This window comes from Novosphingobium silvae, from assembly GCF_009856825.1.
GTDB classification, from domain to species: domain Bacteria; phylum Pseudomonadota; class Alphaproteobacteria; order Sphingomonadales; family Sphingomonadaceae; genus Novosphingobium; species Novosphingobium silvae.
The window spans coordinates 1-17673 of the sequence record NZ_WVTD01000028.1; the positions used below are offsets into that span (position 1 = coordinate 1).

Below are 17673 nucleotides of genomic sequence, written 5' to 3' on the forward strand. Positions count from 1 at the left end.
ACATCCCCGATTTCTATCTCGAGGAGCACGTTGCCCGTCATGTCAGCAACCGCAGAAGCCAGTAAAACCGGTGCGTTCCGCTGCGGTGAACGGCCCTCTAAAGCTACCCCTCGATTCGGTCAACACCTAAGTTTTCCAGGATTTTTCCACAGGCCCCAATCATAAGCCGACGTGTCTGAGGTGGGCCGAGCGGCTCCTCAACATGTCACGCGGTGCGTCCTATTCAGCTCCGCTCCAACGGTCTGCGTGCAGAGATCGCGTGATGCTCAAATGCCACACTGCAGCAGAATGATGTTTTGGACGAAACCGACGCCCGTCGCCGATGTTCTCCCACCGTGCCGCCGACGCGGCGTGCAACACTCGGAGTTTCATATGAAGAAAGTTCTTTTCGCTGCTGCCCTCCTCGCAGTCATGCCGACTGCCGCATTTGCCCAGGATGCAGCAGAAGAGACTGCGCCCGACGGCAGCCCCGCCTTCGGGATTGAGCCCTACGTCGGTATCCTTGGTGGTTATCACGAGTTCGATCGCACCAGCGAATTCGGGTCGCCCCGCGGCGGTAAGATGAACGGCGGCCTCGTCAGCGGCGTCGCCGGTGTCAACATTCCGCTCGGGCCGGTCTTCGTTGGCGCGGAAGGCAATGCGACCAAGGGCTTCGGCGACATCGATTGGGAATACGGCGTGCGTGGTCGCATCGGCGCCCGCGCGGGTGACAGCGGCATGGTCTATGCCTCCGCTGGCTACCAGTGGGTGAACGGCAAGCGTGGCTATGGCGACATGCAGGACTGGATCTACGGCGTTGGCGTGGAAGTCGGCCCGAGCGACATCGGTCTGGGCGGCATCACCACCAACAGCGGCGTCCGCCTTCGTCTTCAGGCCGAAACCTATGAGTTCGACAGCATCCGCCCGATGGCTGGTGTGATCGTCCACTTCTGATTCAGGTGTGATCCCGCGTGTGGGGCCCGCCTGTCGAAGGCGTGGTTCCCTGCCGCTTCGACAAGGAGTGGCTCACAACACGCGGGACCACCAACAGTCTCGAAGACCTCGCCGCATCACGTGGCGAGGTCTTTTTTGTTCGCGCAGGTTCCTAGTCGCCATGCCAGCACACGAGCGGCGAGGTTCCCAAAAAAGCAGTGAAACAAAGTGCTAGCATCTAGGGGCCTCGGCAAGTCTTCCTAAACCATCTGCTGCTACCTTTTCGGAGAAAGCAGCAAGGTTCAGACGCGTGGGAACGAGGACAAGGACACCGGCGGATTACCGCCGATACTTCCGGCGCAATGTGGTCGCCCCGGTGGCGGCGCTTGCGTGCGTCGTCGTCGCAGCGGTGACAATCGGCATATTCTGGGCAAGCAGCGCCAGCAACGACGCGGCGCTACGCCGGCAGACGCGGGTGGCCCGCCTGGCTCTTTCCAGCAGCGCCGACCAGATCGCATACGAGCAACAGACCGTTGCGACTTGGGAGCAGTTGCCCCCTCACCTGGCGCAGGAAAAAGCAGACCAGGCGTGGCTCGATGCGGAAATAGGGCGCTGGCTCAGCGACATGTTCCGCCACGACATGACTTTTATCCTCGATAGCGAAGGCCGTCCGATCTACGCCTTTGAAGGAGGACGGCCTGCTTCCCCGCAGCGCTTCCTGCAGATCGCGCGCGCAGTACGTCCGATGGTCCGGTCGGTGACGCAGCCCGGTCAAACGGGAACTCTCCCTCAGCAAGCTGTGTCGCAGAAACGCTCGACCGTCCTTACCCGCGCAAGTACGGTTTTCGACAGCGACGCGCTGCAGGTCGCCGGGCGCCCCGCTGCGGTCAGCGTGATGCGGATCGCCAGTCCCGGAGCCAGTCCCAGTGATCGCAGCGAGGGCAAATGGCCGGTCATGGTCAGCGTGCGTTTCCTTGATGGAGGCTTCCTAGAGCAGTTGTCGGCATGGCACCTTCTCCACGATCTGCGTTACTCCTCAAGACGCGACACTCGCGACGGCGAGACGGCGGTGGAGTTCAAGGACGAGGAAGGCCGCTCGATCGGATACTTCTTCTGGAAACCGGAGCTGCCTGGGCGCCTCATCGTTCGCTCACTCGGGCCGGGCTCTGCGCTCCTTGTCGTAGCAATGCTTGCAGCCATGGCCGCGCTGTGCCGCTCTCTATGGCAGTCGGGCCGAAAGCTGTCCGTGACGGTGCTCGATCTGCAGGCAAGCGAGGCGCAGGCGCAGCACCTCGCCTTCCATGACGTGCTGACGGGACTTGCCAACCGCGCCCTGTTTCAGGACCGTCTCGACCAGGCGCTCGCGCGGACGAGACGGGGTGAAAGCTGTGCGGTGCTGGCGCTGGATCTCGACCGTTTCAAACAGGTCAACGACACGCTTGGCCATGCCGCCGGAGACACCCTGATCCGGGACTTCGCGGAGCGCCTTTCCAAGATCGTGCGAGAGATCGATACCGTCGCGCGGATTGGCGGGGATGAGTTCTGCATCCTGATGTGCGGCATCGACGATGCGCGCAGCGTCGAACAGGCGTGCGAGCGGGTTCTCGCAACCGTGAAGCACCCTTTCGCCCTTGTCGGAAACGAGGTGTTCGTGGGCGTCAGCATCGGTGTCGCGATCGCGCCGGACGCGGGAACCGACAGGGGAGAACTGCTGCGTAAGGCCGACATCGCCCTATACGGCGCGAAGAGCCAGGGTCGTGACTGCTACCGCATCTTTGCGCCCGCCATGGACGAATCGGTCAAGCTGCGCGGCCAGATTGAGGAAGAACTGCGGCGGGCGATTGCAGGAGGAACGGAACTCCAGGTCCATTATCAACCGGAGGTGGAAGCTGGAACCGGCCGAGTCCTGGGCCTGGAGGCGCTTCTCCGCTGGGAGCACCCTAGCCGCGGTTCGATTCCTCCGCAGCAGTTCATTCCGATCGCGGAGGAAACCGGCCTGATCGTTCAGCTGGGAGAGTGGGTGCTTTCCCAGGCTTGCCGGGTTGCCGCGCAGTGGCCCGATATCTTCGTGGCGGTAAACCTGTCCGCGGTGCAGTTCCGTAGTCAGGACTTGGTAGGCAGATTCCTGTTGATCGCAGCGGAAGCCGGGTGCGATCCGCGTCAGATCGAACTCGAAATCACCGAGAGCGTGCTTCTGGCCGAAGACGTGGGTGCCGCTACCGTTCTGGAGAATTTGCGACAAGCAGGCTTTCGCATCGCCCTTGATGATTTCGGCACCGGCTACTCCAGCCTCAGCTATCTGCGCCGGTACAAAGTGGACAAGATTAAGATCGACCGCTCGTTCACGCACAACCTGGGCCTCGACGGCGAAGCGGCGGCGATCGTCACATCGGTGATCACGCTCGGTCACGCCATGGGGCTGACGGTGACTGCTGAAGGGGTCGAGAATCATCAGCAGATGGAGCTTCTGGCTGCGGCCGGCTGCAACGAGTTGCAGGGATTTCTTTTCGCGCACGCCGTCCCAGAAACGAGCCTGACGAACCTTTTCCCGGAAGCGGGCGCGCCTAGGAACGCGGCCTGATCACGTCATTGAATGGCTGAGGTTCGAGAACGGAAGGCATCAAGAGGCCGGCACGTCAAAGTGTAACGCCGCGCTTCCAGATGCCGATTGCACGCTCGTCGTTGCTCTCGTTCCGGGCCGGTTCGCCGCTTGCGATGGCAACCATGCGGCCGAGCAGATCGACGGCGGCTGCACGCATCCCCCTCTCCAGCACGATACCCGCATCAAAGTCGATCCAGCCCGGCTTGCGCTCGGCCAGTGCGTGGTTGGAGGCAATCTTCACGGTCGGTACCGGGCTGCCCAGCGGCGTACCACGTCCCGTCGAGAAAAGGGTGATCGTCGCTCCTGCCGCTGCAAGCGCAGTGGTCGATACCGCATCGTTGCCCGGAGCTTCGAGAACCGTCAGACCTCCGGGCGAAGCGGTTGGAGAGAGGCGCTCGCCATAGCCGATCACGTCGCGTACCGGAGCAAGGCCGCCCTTCTGCACCGCGCCCAGGGATTTCTCCTCGAGAGTGGTGATCCCGCCCGCAATGTTGCCCGGGCTGGGGTTCTCCGAAACCGGCTCGCCATGATCCAGGAAATAGCGCTTGAAGGAGTTCACCAGCTCCGAGAGCTCATCGAACACGTCCTCGTTGATCGCCCGCTCCAGCAGCAACTGCTCGGCCCCGAAGATTTCGGGAATTTCGGTCAGGATCGCGACACCGCCTGCCTCCGTCACGGCGTCGGCCATGAGGCCGATGAGGGGATTGGCAGTGAGCCCGCTCATCGCGTCAGATCCCCCGCACTTCACGCCAAGGCGCAGCTTTGAAAGCGGCACTTCCTCCCGGCGATCCTCTTGCATCACTTCGAGAAGCTCCGCGATCAGCACCTTGCCGGCGGCGAACTCGTCACTTTCGGACTGAGCGCGCAGGACACGCAAGCGACCGCGGCGTTCGCCCGGGATGCGCCGAAGCAGTTCTTCAAGCTGGTTGGACTCGCAACCGAGTCCCAGAAGCAATACGCCGCCCGCGTTCGGGTTCATCGCCAGAGAGGCGATCACTGCCGCCGTGCCATCGAGATCCGCGCCAAGCTGCGAGCACCCGAACGGGTGATTGAAGGCGTGGACTCCATCGACGCCCTGCCCTGCCATCCCGTTAGCATGCAGTGCAAGGCGCTCGCCAAGACGCCCCACGCAGCCAACGGTGGGCAGGATCCACAACTCGTTGCGCGTGCCCACGCTGCCGTCCGGCCGAACATACCCCTTGAAGGTGCGCGTGGATCGTTCCCGCGCCGTTTCAGCGCCTGCGCCCGTGAACGCGTAGACCTTTTCGCCGGCAAGTGCGGTGCGAACGTTATGAACGTGAACATGCTCGCCCACGGCGATGTCCTGAATGGCAACGCCAATGGGCGCGCGATAGCGTCGCACGGGTTGCCCGGCCCGGATGGCAGCAACGGCAAACTTGTGACCCGCCGGTATGGGCTCAAGCAGACGTATGGCCTGCCCTCCAACCGCGACCTCAGCACCCGGATCGAGCGGGCGCAGGGCAACTGCGACATCATCTTCTTCGGAAGTCCTTATCGCCGGGATGGACTGGGAAATCGTTTCGACCATGGTTGACCGATACCGCATTGCCAGCGCTGGCACAACTCGGTACCTGCACTTCACGCCACTCGTGGAGCCTCCCCGATGCCAAGTCTTTCGCTGCACCCTGACCGCTTGTTTCCCGCCGATCCGTCGACCCGCGCGATCGCCCGTGAACTCTACGCACAAGTGGCGGACGCGCCGATCATCAGCCCGCATGGCCACACCGACCCCGAGTGGTTCGCGACCGACGCCCCATGGACGAATGCGACGGAACTGCTGCTTGCGCCCGACCACTACCTGTTTCGCATGCTCTATTCGCAGGGGATCGCGCTCGACGAACTGGCCGTGCCGCGCAAGGGCGGCGTCATGCCGAAGACCGATCCTCGCGCGGCATGGCGCCTCTTCGCGGCCAACCGTCATCTTTTCCGCGGCACGCCCTCCAGCATGTGGCTGGACCATGTCTTCGCAGACGTTTTCGGCTTCGACGTGGCGCTCGATGCCACTACTGCCGACCAGTATTACGACGCGATCGCTGAGGCGCTGGTATCCCCGGCTTTCCGCCCCCGCGCCCTTTTCGAGCGGTTCGACATCGAACTCCTCGCGACCACAGAGGGCGCCGGGGACGATCTGAAGCATCACAAAGCTATCCGCGCATCGGGCTGGGAGGGGAAGGTCGTCACCACGTATCGCCCGGATTCCGTGATCGATCCCGAGCACGACAGCTTCGCGCGCGACATCGTCCGCTTCGCGCAGCTTTCCGGTGAGGACGTGCATAGCTGGAAGGGCTATCTTGCCGCACATCGCAAGCGCCGCGCCGACTTCCGCGCCATGGGGGCGACTGCCACCGACCATGGCTTTCTCACCACAAGGACGGCCAATCTTGCGAATGCCGAATGCGAAGCCCTTTTCGGCAAGGTGATGGCGGGAAGCGCCGACGCACAAGAGGCCGAACTGTTCCGGGCTCAGATGCTGACGGAAATGGCGCGCATGAGCGTGGAGGACGGCATGACCATGCAGATCCATCCAGGCGCCACGCGCAACCACAATGCAAGGCTCTTCGAAAGCCATGGCCGAGACAAGGGCGCCGATATTCCGCGCGCGACCGAGTACGTGGAAGCGCTGCGACCGATGCTCGATCTTTTCGGCAACGAGCCTGACCTCAAGGTCATCCTCTTCACTCTCGACGAGACGACCTATACCCGCGAACTGGCTCCTCTCGCCGGGCACTATCCCTGTCTCAAGCTGGGTCCGGCGTGGTGGTTCCACGATAGCCCGGAGGGGATGCGCCGCTTCCGCGAAATGACGACCGAGACGGCCGGCTTCTACAACACCGTCGGGTTCAACGACGATACCCGGGCATTCCTGTCGATCCCGGCGCGCCACGATGTTGCCCGGCGCATCGACTGCGGCTTCCTTGCCCGCCTCGTTGCCGAGCATCGCCTGGCGGACTGGGAAGCTGCAGATCTTGTACAGGAGCTGACAGTCGGGCTGGTGCGCAAGGCTTATGGGCTCAAGGCTCCGGAGCGCGAAGTGGAACCGGCATGACCCGCCTCTCGCAGGCCTCGCTTCCCACACTGCCATCATCCATCGGTCGCCCGACCTACGATCGCACCGCCGTTTCCGCAGGGGTTGTCCATTTCGGCCCGGGAGCCTTTCACCGCGCTCACCAGGCAGCCGCTTTCGATACGCTGCTGCATGAAGATCCGCGTTGGGGCGTTATCGGCGTCAGCCTCAACTCGCAGGCCGTCGCGGAAGCGCTGAACCCGCAGGACGGGCTCTACACGCTCGCGCTCCTCGAGGAGCAGGTCGAGTATCGCGTGCTCGGCGCCATCCAGCGCGTCCTCACCCGTGACGTTCCCGCGGGTATACTGGGTGCTCTGGCGCACGAGGACACCCGCATAATCAGTTCGACCGTTACCGAAAAAGGCCACTGCCTGAGCGCGGACGGCAGTCTTGACTTCGCCCATCCGGCGATCGTCGCCGATCTCGATGGTTCCCGCGCCGACGGTTGGGTGCCGGCTTCGTTCACCGGCTGGCTTGTACGCGGGCTGCAAGCGCGCCGGCTTGGCGGACTGCCGGGCCTGACGGTCCTTTCGTGCGACAACCTGACCGACAATGGCCGCAAGCTCGAAGCAGCCACGCTGGCGTTGGCGGAAGCGATCGATCCGGAGACGGCGCGCTGGATATCGGGGCAGGTGACGTTCCCCAACGCCATGGTGGATTCGATCACGCCTGCGATCGACGACGCCTTGCGTGCCCGCATCCTCGACGCCACCGGCCTGGAGGATGCCTGGCCCATCCAGCGCGAGCGTTTCACGCAGTGGGTGATCGAGGATCGCTTTGCGGGAGAACGCCCTGCCCTCGAGAGCGCTGGCGTCACTTTCTCAACCGATGTGGGGCCGTTCGAGACTGCGAAGCTGCGCCTGCTCAACGGGGCTCATTCGTCCCTCGCCTACATCGGACTGGGGCTCGGCTTGGAGACAGTGGCCGAAGCCATGACCGATCGCGATCTTGCCGGCTTTGTCGAGCGCCTGATGCGCGAGGACATAGCGCCTTCCGTGACTACGCCGCCCGGACTGGACCTTCCCGCCTACATAACCGATGTGCTGGCGCGCTTTGCAAACCCGGCGATCCGGCATCTGCTTTCGCAGATCGCCTGGGATGGTTCCCAGAAGCTCCCTTACCGCCTGCTCGACACCGTGCGTGATGCAATGGCTGCAGGGCGCCCGATAGACCGGCTGGCCGTTCCGATCGCGGCGTGGTTGCGGTTTCTCGGCCGCGCGGCTCGAAAGGGCATCACCATCACCGATCCTCTCGCCGGACCGCTGCTGCAGCGCGCCGGCGACTGGCGTCAGGTGTTGGCGATGCGCGAGATCTTCGGCGATCTGGGTGACGACGCGCGCTTCGTTCGCAGCGTGGATCGGGCCATTTCATCGCTGGAAGAAGGTTTCCTCACGCCTTCTCCGGTCTGACTTATCGAAGCTGGCCGCCTGGCAGATGCTGCCGCCTGCGCCCCCTCACCGGAAGGGCGCAGACGGCAGAGGTGGGATGAGCACCTGCATCGACGTCGACCATGCAAAGTCGAGGCGGAACAGGGACGCCGGGCTCCGGCGGGTTGTCAGAACGCGGCGGTCAGCGAGGCCACTACTGCAGCGTCGGCGATCGAGCCGGTTCCGTCCTGGCCCTTGCTGAAACTGGGCTGGAGGCGGGCGGCCTGGGAACGCGTGATGTCGGTGTCCGTGTAGGAGATATTGAACGTCAGGTTGCGCCAGGCGGCATCAAAGCCGACCGACCAATCCCAGTAGCTGCCTGTGGGAGCCACGCTGGTGCCGTTCGGACCCAGCCCGGGGTTCCCGTCCGAGTGGCCAAAATGCGCCTTTGCCGTCAGCGGTGTGCCGGCAATGACAAAGGCACCGTCGCCCCAGATATACAGGTTATCCTGCTTCTGCCCCCGGCTGTCTGGCGCGTTGGAGACGTTGGCAAGCGCGTACTGCTTCGGAGCATAGGCCACGCCCGCCGTTAATGTCGCAGGACCACTCGTGCCCGAGAGCTTGACGTAGGGTTCGGCGAAATCGGTGTCGTTAGCGCCGCCTGGATACATGTACCAGGTCAGTCCCACGTCCAGCACCGTGTTCGCCCCAAGGCCGGCCTTGTAGCCGCCGATCAGGTCCAGTTCCATGTTGGACCCGCCGAATGTTCCCCAGCCCGCCAGGTTCGATGCCCAAACGCCTGCATATACTCCGCCGGCATGGCTGATGCTCAAGCCTCCCTGGACTGCCATGTCCTCGTCCGATTGCGACACGCCGCGGAAGCGGTAGTCGGTAGTGATGGTTGCCGAGCCGGAGATCGTAACCGCGCTCGAGGGCACTTCTTCCTGTGCATGAACGGCTATGGGCAAGATAATGCCGACGAGAAGGGCGGCGACTGCAGGGATGAATTTCATGGATGTCCTCATTGCTTCCCCGCACTTCCGCAGGGCCATTCGAGGCCGCCCACGTAGATCAGCTTCGCGTTTGATATCGAGAGGCAGGCGCCGCCCGCCCCATTGTATTTTCACAATACCTTGCAGCGACAACGTTGCTGGCAATCACTTCAGCCTCATCGGAGATGCTGCTTGGCTGCCCGTCTTCGCCTGCAAACGTGAAATCCAGTTGTTCTTCCCCCGCCCGCGAAAGACCTCGACGAATGGGTAGCTCCACCTCCTTCCAAAGGCCGGAACCGAACACGAGCAGGGCGTTGCCGAGAACGAGCAACAGCATGACTACGCTGCAAAGGACCAGCTCTCGCGAACTTGGCTCGCGCGGCGAATGCGAGTGCACCAGCGCATGAAGCCGGGTCAGGCTAAGCCAGGCCGTCCAAAGAACAACTGCTCCCGCAAGGCGCAGTCCGATCCGGGCCGCGATCTTTTCATGCCAGTTGACCATCATCGACCTCCTTCCAGGAGGCACACCAACTATGCAGGATCGCATAGCAATTCGAGAGGGATGAACGCTTGTCCGCGTTGAGATCTCTCAATGCCTGTCACGTGCAAACACGGCGGAACGAGCAGAACATATGCGATTCATATGCGAATTGCGCCGAGCGCATATGGAGATCAAATGCGCTTCTGTGGCATTGCCCTGCAGTGCTCGCAGGCAATCATGGGACGAACTCTTGAACACGCACGCCATCAGCTCCGAAGGGCACGGCCATCATGCCACGCAAGGCAGCCTGCCAACGCTCGCCATCGGTGCGCTGGGCGTGGTGTTCGGGGATATCGGCACGTCGCCGCTCTACGCGCTGAAGGAGAGCTTCGTCGGCCATCATCCGCTCCTCGTGGATCCCCCGCACATCTATGGCGTTCTTTCGCTGATCTTCTGGACGATGACGCTGATCGTCACGGTCAAGTACGTGTTCATCATCATGCGGGCTGACAACGAAGGGGAAGGCGGCAGCATGGCCCTCCTCGCCTTGATCGCCCGCACTCTCGGGGAGAACCGATGGACTCCCGCCGTCGCCATGCTGGGCGTCATGGCGGCCGCCCTGTTCTACGGCGATGCCATCATCACGCCCGCCATGTCGGTCCTTTCCGCAGTGGAGGGTCTGACGATCGTGGAGCCCTCGCTGGGCAGGTTCGTCGTGCCGATAGCAGTGGTGATCCTCCTCGGCCTCTTCCTGATCCAGAAGCACGGGACACAAAGGGTGGGCGCCTTTTTCGGCCCGATCATGATCGTCTACTTCCTGGTGCTCGCCTGCCTCGGGCTTGCCAACCTCATCGAGCATCCGCAGATCGTGGGGATCGTCAATCCGTGGTGGGCCTACAACTTCTTCAGGATCGACCCGACGCTCGCCTTCCTTGCGCTTGGCTCGATCGTCCTGGCCGTTACTGGCGCGGAGGCGCTCTACGCGGACATGGGCCACTTCGGGCGCAAGGCGATCAGCGTTGCGTGGCTCTATGCCGCGTTTCCGTGCCTGATGCTAAACTACATGGGCCAGGGAGCCCTGTTGCTGGAGAGCCCGGCCGCGGCACAGAACCCGTTCTTCCTGCTGGCGCCGGAATGGGCGCGCCTGCCGTTGGTGGCGCTAGCCACGCTCGCCACGATCATCGCCAGCCAGGCAGTCATATCGGGTGCCTTTTCGGTCACGCGCCAGGCCGTGCAGCTGGGCTTCCTTCCGCGGCTGCGCATCCTGCATACAAGCGCTTCAGCCGAAGGTCAGATCTACGTGCCGATAGTGAACTGGACTTTGCTGATCTTCGTGATCCTGCTCGTCGTGACCTTCCACAGTTCGAGCAACCTGGCCGCCGCGTATGGGATCGCGGTCACCGGAACGATGGTCATCACGGCGTGCATGATGGGCGTGCTCACTTTCGCAGTCTGGCGTTGGCACCCGCTGATTGCGGGACTGGTGACCGGCCTGTTCCTCTTGATCGACGGTGCCTATTTCCTGTCGAACGCAACGAAGATCCCCGATGGCGGCTGGTTCCCGCTTCTGGTCGCCGCTGCGGTGTTCCTGCTCCTGACCACATGGTCCAAGGGACGGCGCATCATGCGCCACTATCTGGCCTTGGGAGCCATGGAGCTGGAGCTTTTCATCCGCTCCACAGCCGGGTCCGTGAGACGGGTGCCGGGAACGGCGGTTTTCCTTTCCTCGACCATCGACGGGGTGCCTCCGGCACTGCTTCACAACGTGAAGCACAACAAGGTGCTGCACGAACGCGTGATCATCCTGACCGTGGTGACGGAGGCCGTGCCCCTGCTTCCGGTGCCCGAGGCTGTAGAGGTCAGCGAAGCGGGCGAGGGTTTCTACCGCATGCGCCTGCGACACGGGTTCATGGAAGAAGTAGACATCCCGCAGACCCTGAGGTCGGTCACCGCATGCGGGGCTCCGATCGGGAAGATGGACACCAGCTACTTCCTGAGCCGCCAGACCCTCATTCCATCGGAAAAACCGGGAATGGCGATCTGGCGCGAAAAGCTTTTCGCCTGGATGATCCGAAATGCGGCGACACCCATGGAGTTCTTCAACCTGCCTACGAACCGCGTCGTCGAACTGGGGTCTCAGGTGGAGATCTGATCCATCCTTACCCGGAGTTCTGACCATACCGGACGATCATCATCCAAGCGTATCTTCCGGTATGCGCAGGCGATACCCGATACCCACGTCGTTGCTGATGACCTGCGGGCGCTGCGGATCGGTTTCGAGCTTCTGGCGCAGGTTCCTCACGAGGACGCGCAGGTACTCGACGTGGCGCTCCGCGTCCCTCGGCCAGACGTTGGCCATTATCTGCTCATGCGTGATGACGCGGCCGGGAAACTTCGCCAGTTGAGCCAGGACGGCGTACTCCTTCGGCGTCAGATGAACCTCCTTGCCCGCTTTCACGATCTTGCGCTCGAGAAGGTTGATTGACAGGTCACCGACAGTGACAGCAGGAACCCCGCCCCCGCGCGTCATCCGGTTCCGCAGCGCGACACGGACCCGTGCGAGCAGCTCGTCGGTATCGAACGGCTTGGTCAGGTAATCGTCGGCGCCCAGATCAAGCGCAGCCACCTTCTCTTCCGTAGCGTCGCGAGCGGATATTACGATCAGGGTGGTGTCGGCATGCTGCTTGACGAGAGGCACCAGTTCGAGCCCGTCACGGTCGGGAAGGCCAAGGTCGAGCAGGACGACCTCGGGACGCTCGTGCTGCAGGCGATCCATGGCCTGCCGCGCGCTTTCAGCCTCGATGGTCAGGTAGTCGGCGCGGTTCAGGGCCGCCTGGATCAGCCTGCGGATGTGAGGCTCGTCATCGACGATGAGCACTTTGTGGCGGATAGTCATAGCACGTTCTTGCTGTCGATGTTCGCGATGATCAACGCCTCGGGAATGCGGATGGTGAAGCATGCGCCGTGGGGCTCATCGTTGTTCGATGCTTCCACGGCAAGCCCCATTGCCTCTGCAAAACCCTTGACGATCGCAAGGCCAAGGCCGGTCCCGTGCCGCACGCGGTCTGAGCCCTCAAGCCGGGTGAAGGTCTCGAAAACGCGCTTCTCCTGTCCTGGCGGAATACCTGGCCCTTGGTCGATCACAGACAGCAGCAGGGCGTCCGCGCCACGCCGGCAGCGGATCACGATGGGCGTACCGGGATCTGCATAGCGGCCCGCATTGTCCAGCAGATTGATGAGGCAATGATGGAACAGCACCGGGTCCAGCCGCACCAGCGGAATGTCCGGTACGATGTCGACTTCGACCATGTGCGCCAGCAGCGATACGCGCGTGTCGTGCACGGCGCCTGCGACCGCATCGAACAGGTCTGTCGCTTCGGCGCGCATCGGCAGCGCTCCCGCTTCAACGCGGGCCATGTCCAGGAGGTTGGCGACGAAGCGGTTGAGCCTCTTCGCCTCGGAATCGATCGTCTCCACCAGTTCCGGAGAAGGGTGCTTCCTGAGCTCCTGCGCGGCCGAGAGTATCGTCGTCAACGGGGTACGCAGATCATGGCTGACCGATGACAGCAAGGCTGCGCGCAGGCGATCGCGCTCGCCCACGGCCTGCGCCTTGAGGTTCTCCTCCTCCAGAGCCATCCGGTCGAAAGCGACGGACGCCTGATCGAGGAGGCTCATCAGCAGCGGCAACTGATCGGAACGGATCGGATCGCGTGTGTCCTCGCGGGCGATGCCGAGCACGGCCAGCACGCCGCGGCCCGATGCTGAGGAAGCTTGCAGCGGATGGAACAGCCAGTCGGAAGCCGTGAGCGTGGAGGAGCCGCGCCCGGCTGGCTGCTCGTTGTCGATCGCCCACTGGGCAGCGGCAATCTCGATCTGCTCAAGCCGGTCCTCGGGCGGATATGCGGCGCGCAGGTCCGGTCCAGCCTCGGAGGGAAGCAGCAGCACCGCCTGCACATCGAGCAGGCGGGCTACCTCCGCGCAGATCGCCTGCATCAGTTCGTCCTTGGTTGCCGAGGCGGTGAGCTGGCGCGAGAAGCTGGCCAGTGCCGCATTCTGACGGGCGCTCGACCCGGCAAGCTCGGCTTGTGCCCTTACCCGCGCCGCAAACTGGCTCGTGACCACCGCCACGCCCAGAAGCACGAGTATGGAAATGACATTCTCCGGATTGCTGACGGTGAGCGTTCCGGTGGGCGGCAGAAAGAAGAAGTTGTACGCAAGGCTCGCCATAAGCCCGGCAAAGAGACCCGCGCGCAACCCGAAGGTTGCAGCAGCGAACATCACTGGGACGAGGTAAAGCAGCGCGATGTTGCCAAGATCAATCGCTTCCACGAGAAGCCGCCCGAGAAGCGTCATCGCGGCCACCATCAGGGCCGACCAGAGATAGTTCCGGGGCGGGCCCCAGTGTCCGCTCGGCAGACTGCGAACCGCCGCATCCACCAGGACCGTAGCCTCTGCCGGCAGGACATGAACCGCGACATCACCGACACTGCGCACCAGCCGATCGACCACTGACCCATGGCGTGCTTCGAACCACCATGAACGGCTCGACTTGCCGATGACGATCTGTGTCGCGCGTGCATCGTGCGCGAAGCTGCGCAGGCCCTCGACGACGCCAGTGGCCGGGATGCTTGCAGTGGAAGCGCCCAGCCGTGAGGCCAGCGCCAACGTGTCCGCCAGCTGGCGGCGCTCGGCATCGGTGAAGTGCCTGTCCCTCTGCGTCTCGATATGGACTGCGGTCCAGGGTGCCTTCAACGCATCGGCCATGCGCTTGCCCGCGCGCACAAGCCCTGCGGCATGGGGGTGCTCGCTGGCAGCGACAAGGATGCGCTCGCCTACCGCGAAGCTGCCTGCCAGCGCATTGGCCCGGACGTGCTCGAGCATCTGCGCGTCCACCGCCTGCGCGGCACGGCGAAGCGCAAGCTCACGCAGGGCGGTGAGATTGGTCTTGGAGAAGAAGTGCCCGAGAGCGCGAGTGGCCTCGTGCGGGATGTAGACCTTGCCTTCCTTCAGGCGCTCGATCAGCTCGTCGGGGGGTATGTCGACGACTTCGATCTCTGCCTGCTCGAGGATCGAGTCCGGCACCGTCTCACGCACCCGTATGCGCGTGAACGAGGCGACGACATCGTTCAGGCTCTCCACGTGCTGGATGTTGAGAGTGGAATAGACGTCGATGCCTGCGGTGAGAAGTTCCTCGACGTCCTGATAGCGCTTGGGATGGCGGCTGCCTGGCGCATTGGTGTGGGCGAGTTCGTCGACGAGCGCCAGCTGCGGTGCTCGCGCAAGAATCGCATCGAGGTCCATTTCGCCCAGGCTGTGCCCGGCATGGGCCACCTGGCGCCGGTCGATGACCTCATGGCCTTCTATGAGAGCCTCGGTCTCCCGGCGGCCATGGCTTTCGACGACGCCTACCACCACATCCACGCCGGTATCGCCCCGCTGCCGCCCCTCGGTCAGCATTTCCCACGTCTTTCCGACGCCGGGCGCGGCACCCAGGAAGATCTTGAGACGGCCACGGCCCTCCTGCGCCGCCGCGCGCAGGAAGGCCTCGGGAGACGGACGGCCAGGTTCAATCGATCTTTCGCTCACCGGGCGGGCTTAGCCCCAATTCCGTCGAGCCGTCGATTCAGTTCGAAGACGTTGACGCGCGGCTCGCCGATGAAGCCGAACAAAGGCCGATCGATGGTTCGGGCGACAAGGCGCTTCAGCGCATGGGCGTCGATGTTGCGAACCCGGGCGATCCGGTCGACCTGGTAGTACGCGGCCTGCGGGGTGATGTCCGGATCGAGGCCCGATGCCGATGTGGTGACCAGATCGGCCGGAATGGGCTTGCCGGGCTCGGCAGCTTTCATTGCGGCAACCGCCTGCTGGACGCGGTCGCCGAGAGCCTGTGAGGTCGGCCCGAGGTTGGAGCCGGAGGAGGCAAGGCCGTCGTATCCCTGCCCCGCCGCCGAAGGCCGCGTCCGGAAGTAGCGCTCTGACGTGAACGCCTGCCCGACCACGGTGGAGCCGATGATCTTGCCGTCTTCCCTTACCACGCTTCCGTTCGCCTGGCGTGGGAAGATCGCCTGGCCGATCCCGGTCATTGCCAATGGGTAGGCTATGCCCAGCAGCAGTGCGAACAGCAGCGTCATGACGAGCGCCGGGCGGAAGGACGAGAGGATATCGTTGTTCATGATGCTGCCTCCTCAGACGAGACCGAGGCCGCCCACGGCCAGGTCGATGAGCTTGATGCCGATGAACGGCGCGACGAGACCGCCAAGGCCGTAAACGGACAGATTGCGCGCGAGCAGTGGGCCCGCTCCCATGGGTCTGTAAGCCACCCCCTTGAGCGCGAGCGGCACGAGGCAGGGGATGATGATGGCATTGAAGATGATGGCGGAGAGGATCGCGCTTTGCGGGCTGGAGAGCCCCATGATGTTGAGAACGCTCAGGTCGGGGTACAGCGCCAGGAACATCGCGGGGATGATCGCGAAGTACTTCGCCACGTCGTTCGCGACGGAGAAGGTGGTCAACGCACCGCGCGTCATCAGCAACTGCTTGCCCAGGCCCACGACCTCAATCAGCTTGGTCGGATCACTGTCGAGGTCGACCATGTTCCCCGCCTCGCGCGCTGCCTGGGTGCCGGTGTTCATGGCGACCCCGACGTCCGCCTGCGCCAGGGCAGGAGCATCGTTGGTGCCGTCGCCGCACATGGCGACAAGGCGTCCGCCCTGCTGCTCCTTGCGGATCAGCTCGAGCTTGTCCTCGGGCGTGGCCTCGGCCAGGAAGTCGTCCACGCCCGATTCCGCCGCGATCGACGCCGCTGTAAGCGGGTTGTCGCCGGTAATCATCACCGTGCGGATGCCCATCGCGCGCAGTTCGCCGAAGCGTTCGCGGATACCGGCCTTGACGATGTCCTTCAGGAAGATCGCGCCCAGAAGCTTGCCGTCGACCGCGACGGCAAGCGGGGTGCCGCCTGATCGTCCGATCTCATCGGTGATACGGCGCAGCTCGGTGGCGGCGGCTGTCGTCCCCGCGCCCGGATTGGCATGCAGAATGGCCTGAACGGCACCCTTCTGGATTACCCGCCCGCCTGTATTGACGCCGGAAATTCGGGTTTGCGCGGTGAACGGTACGATCTCGGCACCAGACGGCAACTCCGTGGCCATCTGTCCGAACTTCTCCCGCGCGAGCACGACGATCGATCGGCCCTCGGGCGTCTCGTCGGCGAGACTGGCGATCAACGCGGCTTCTGCAAGCTCGGCAACCTCCACTCCCGACACTGGACGGAACTCCGTTGCCTGGCGGTCGCCTACAGTGATGGTGCCCGTCTTGTCGAGCAGCAGCACGTCGATGTCGCCTGCGGCCTCTACCGCCCGTCCCGATTTGGCCAGCACGTTGAAGCGCACGAGGCGGTCCATGCCGGCAATGCCGATTGCCGACAGCAATGCCGCGATGGTCGTGGGGATGAGAGTGATGAGCAGCGCCGCAAGAATGGAGACAGGGACCGAGCCGCCCGCATAGCTGGCAAAACCCGGAATGGTGGAGACGGCGATGAGGAAGATGATCGTCAGTCCGACGAGAAGAAGGGTCAGTGCGATTTCATTCGGCGTCTTCTGGCGCTCCGCTCCCTCGACCAGCGCGATCATCCTGTCGAGGAACCCCTGCCCCGGGTTCACGGTGACCCTGATCCGGATCTCGTCGGATATGACGCGAGTGCCCGCCGTCACCGCCGAGCGGTCTCCACCTGCCTCGCGAATGACGGGCGCGCTTTCCCCGGTGATCGCGGCCTCGTTCACGGATGCGACGCCCGCGACGACCTCGCCGTCCGACGGGATCAGGTCGCCGGTCTGCACCAGCACCACGTCGCCTTTCCGGAGCTGGCTGGCGGGCACACTGTCGTACTGCGCGCCATTGCCTTTCAGCCGCTTGGCGGTGAGCTCCGCCTTTGTGGCGCGCAGGCTTGCTGCCTGCGCCTTGCCGCGTCCTTCGGCGAGCGCCTCGGCGAATGTACCGAAGAGCACTGTCAGCCACAGCCACAGCACCAGCTGGATCTTGAAGCCGGGCGCCAGTCCATCGTTTCCGACGACAAGCAACACGGTCAGCAGCACTGCGACAACGGCGGTGGTGAACATCACCGGGTTGCGGATCAACTCGCGCGGGTCCAGCTTGCGGAAGGCGTCGCCAAGCGCTGGTACAATCAGGTCTGCCGTGAAAAGGGATTTGGTCTCGGACCGAGCCATGTGCAGGGTTCC

General features: G+C 63.7%; 12 protein-coding genes. 5 read left to right on the forward strand and 7 right to left on the reverse strand.

The annotated features are described in order from the left end of the window. Window positions 1-372: 372 nt before the first annotated feature. Both GR702_RS20250 and GR702_RS20255 read left to right on the forward strand, forming a co-directional pair. Window positions 373-933 carry an outer membrane protein gene (locus tag GR702_RS20250; RefSeq protein WP_160987372.1) on the forward strand — a complete coding sequence of 187 codons (561 nt, stop codon included), beginning with the start codon at window positions 373-375 and terminating at the stop codon, window positions 931-933. Window positions 934-1222: 289 nt separating this feature from the next. Further along, entirely contained in the window at window positions 1223-3493 is a 2271-nt protein-coding gene (locus tag GR702_RS20255) for an EAL domain-containing protein (protein ID WP_160987373.1), read from the forward strand. A gap of 55 nt (window positions 3494-3548) precedes the next feature. Here GR702_RS20255 and GR702_RS20260 read toward each other — a convergent pair whose 3' ends face one another. Continuing rightward, entirely contained in the window at window positions 3549-5081 is a 1533-nt protein-coding gene (locus GR702_RS20260; RefSeq protein ID WP_419880312.1) for a UxaA family hydrolase, read from the reverse strand. Window positions 5082-5138: 57 nt separating this feature from the next. Here GR702_RS20260 and uxaC point away from each other — a divergent pair, with 57 nt between their 5' ends. Next, window positions 5139-6581: a glucuronate isomerase gene (gene uxaC / locus GR702_RS20265; RefSeq protein WP_160987375.1), complete on the forward strand. Its 1443-nt coding sequence runs from the start codon at window positions 5139-5141 to the stop codon at window positions 6579-6581. Further along, window positions 6578-8008 (forward strand): mannitol dehydrogenase family protein, encoded by a 1431-nt coding sequence (locus GR702_RS20270; protein ID WP_160987376.1) that lies wholly within the window; start codon window positions 6578-6580, stop codon window positions 8006-8008. Before uxaC ends, GR702_RS20270 begins: the two co-directional genes overlap by 4 nt. Before the next feature lie 146 nt (window positions 8009-8154). On the opposite strand, the gene GR702_RS20275 is transcribed toward GR702_RS20270, so the two are convergent. Next, on the reverse strand, window positions 8155-8979 hold the full coding sequence (locus GR702_RS20275) for a TorF family putative porin (protein ID WP_160987377.1): 825 nt from the start codon (window positions 8977-8979) through the stop codon (window positions 8155-8157). A gap of 58 nt (window positions 8980-9037) precedes the next feature. After that, window positions 9038-9463, reverse strand: a complete 426-nt coding sequence (locus tag GR702_RS22180; RefSeq protein WP_202408400.1) for a hypothetical protein — start codon at window positions 9461-9463, stop codon at window positions 9038-9040. A 160-nt stretch (window positions 9464-9623) separates the two neighbouring features. Between GR702_RS22180 and GR702_RS20285 the strand changes: the two genes are divergently transcribed. Beyond that, the gene (locus GR702_RS20285) at window positions 9624-11591 is read left to right on the forward strand and encodes a potassium transporter Kup (protein WP_160987378.1); all 1968 of its coding nucleotides are present in this window, start codon (window positions 9624-9626) and stop codon (window positions 11589-11591) included. Between the two features lie 39 nt (window positions 11592-11630). Here the strand turns inward: GR702_RS20285 and GR702_RS20290 are convergent, their stop codons facing one another. Genes GR702_RS20290 through kdpB form a run of 4 tightly spaced genes read right to left on the reverse strand, consistent with a single transcriptional unit; the run spans window position 11631 to window position 17661 of the window. Then, window positions 11631-12335 (reverse strand): response regulator, encoded by a 705-nt coding sequence (locus GR702_RS20290; protein WP_160987379.1) that lies wholly within the window; start codon window positions 12333-12335, stop codon window positions 11631-11633. Then, window positions 12332-15025, reverse strand: coding sequence for a sensor histidine kinase KdpD (locus tag GR702_RS20295; RefSeq protein WP_337192656.1), 2694 nt, complete (start codon window positions 15023-15025; stop codon window positions 12332-12334). The genes GR702_RS20290 and GR702_RS20295 overlap by 4 nt, the downstream gene beginning before the upstream one ends. Then, complete coding sequence (gene kdpC, locus GR702_RS20300; protein ID WP_160987380.1) at window positions 15022-15612, reverse strand: potassium-transporting ATPase subunit KdpC; 591 nt, start codon at window positions 15610-15612, stop codon at window positions 15022-15024. Before kdpC ends, GR702_RS20295 begins: the two co-directional genes overlap by 4 nt. Before the next feature lie 12 nt (window positions 15613-15624). Further along, the gene (gene kdpB / locus GR702_RS20305; protein ID WP_160987381.1) at window positions 15625-17661 is read right to left on the reverse strand and encodes a potassium-transporting ATPase subunit KdpB; all 2037 of its coding nucleotides are present in this window, start codon (window positions 17659-17661) and stop codon (window positions 15625-15627) included. Window positions 17662-17673: the final 12 nt, after the last annotated feature.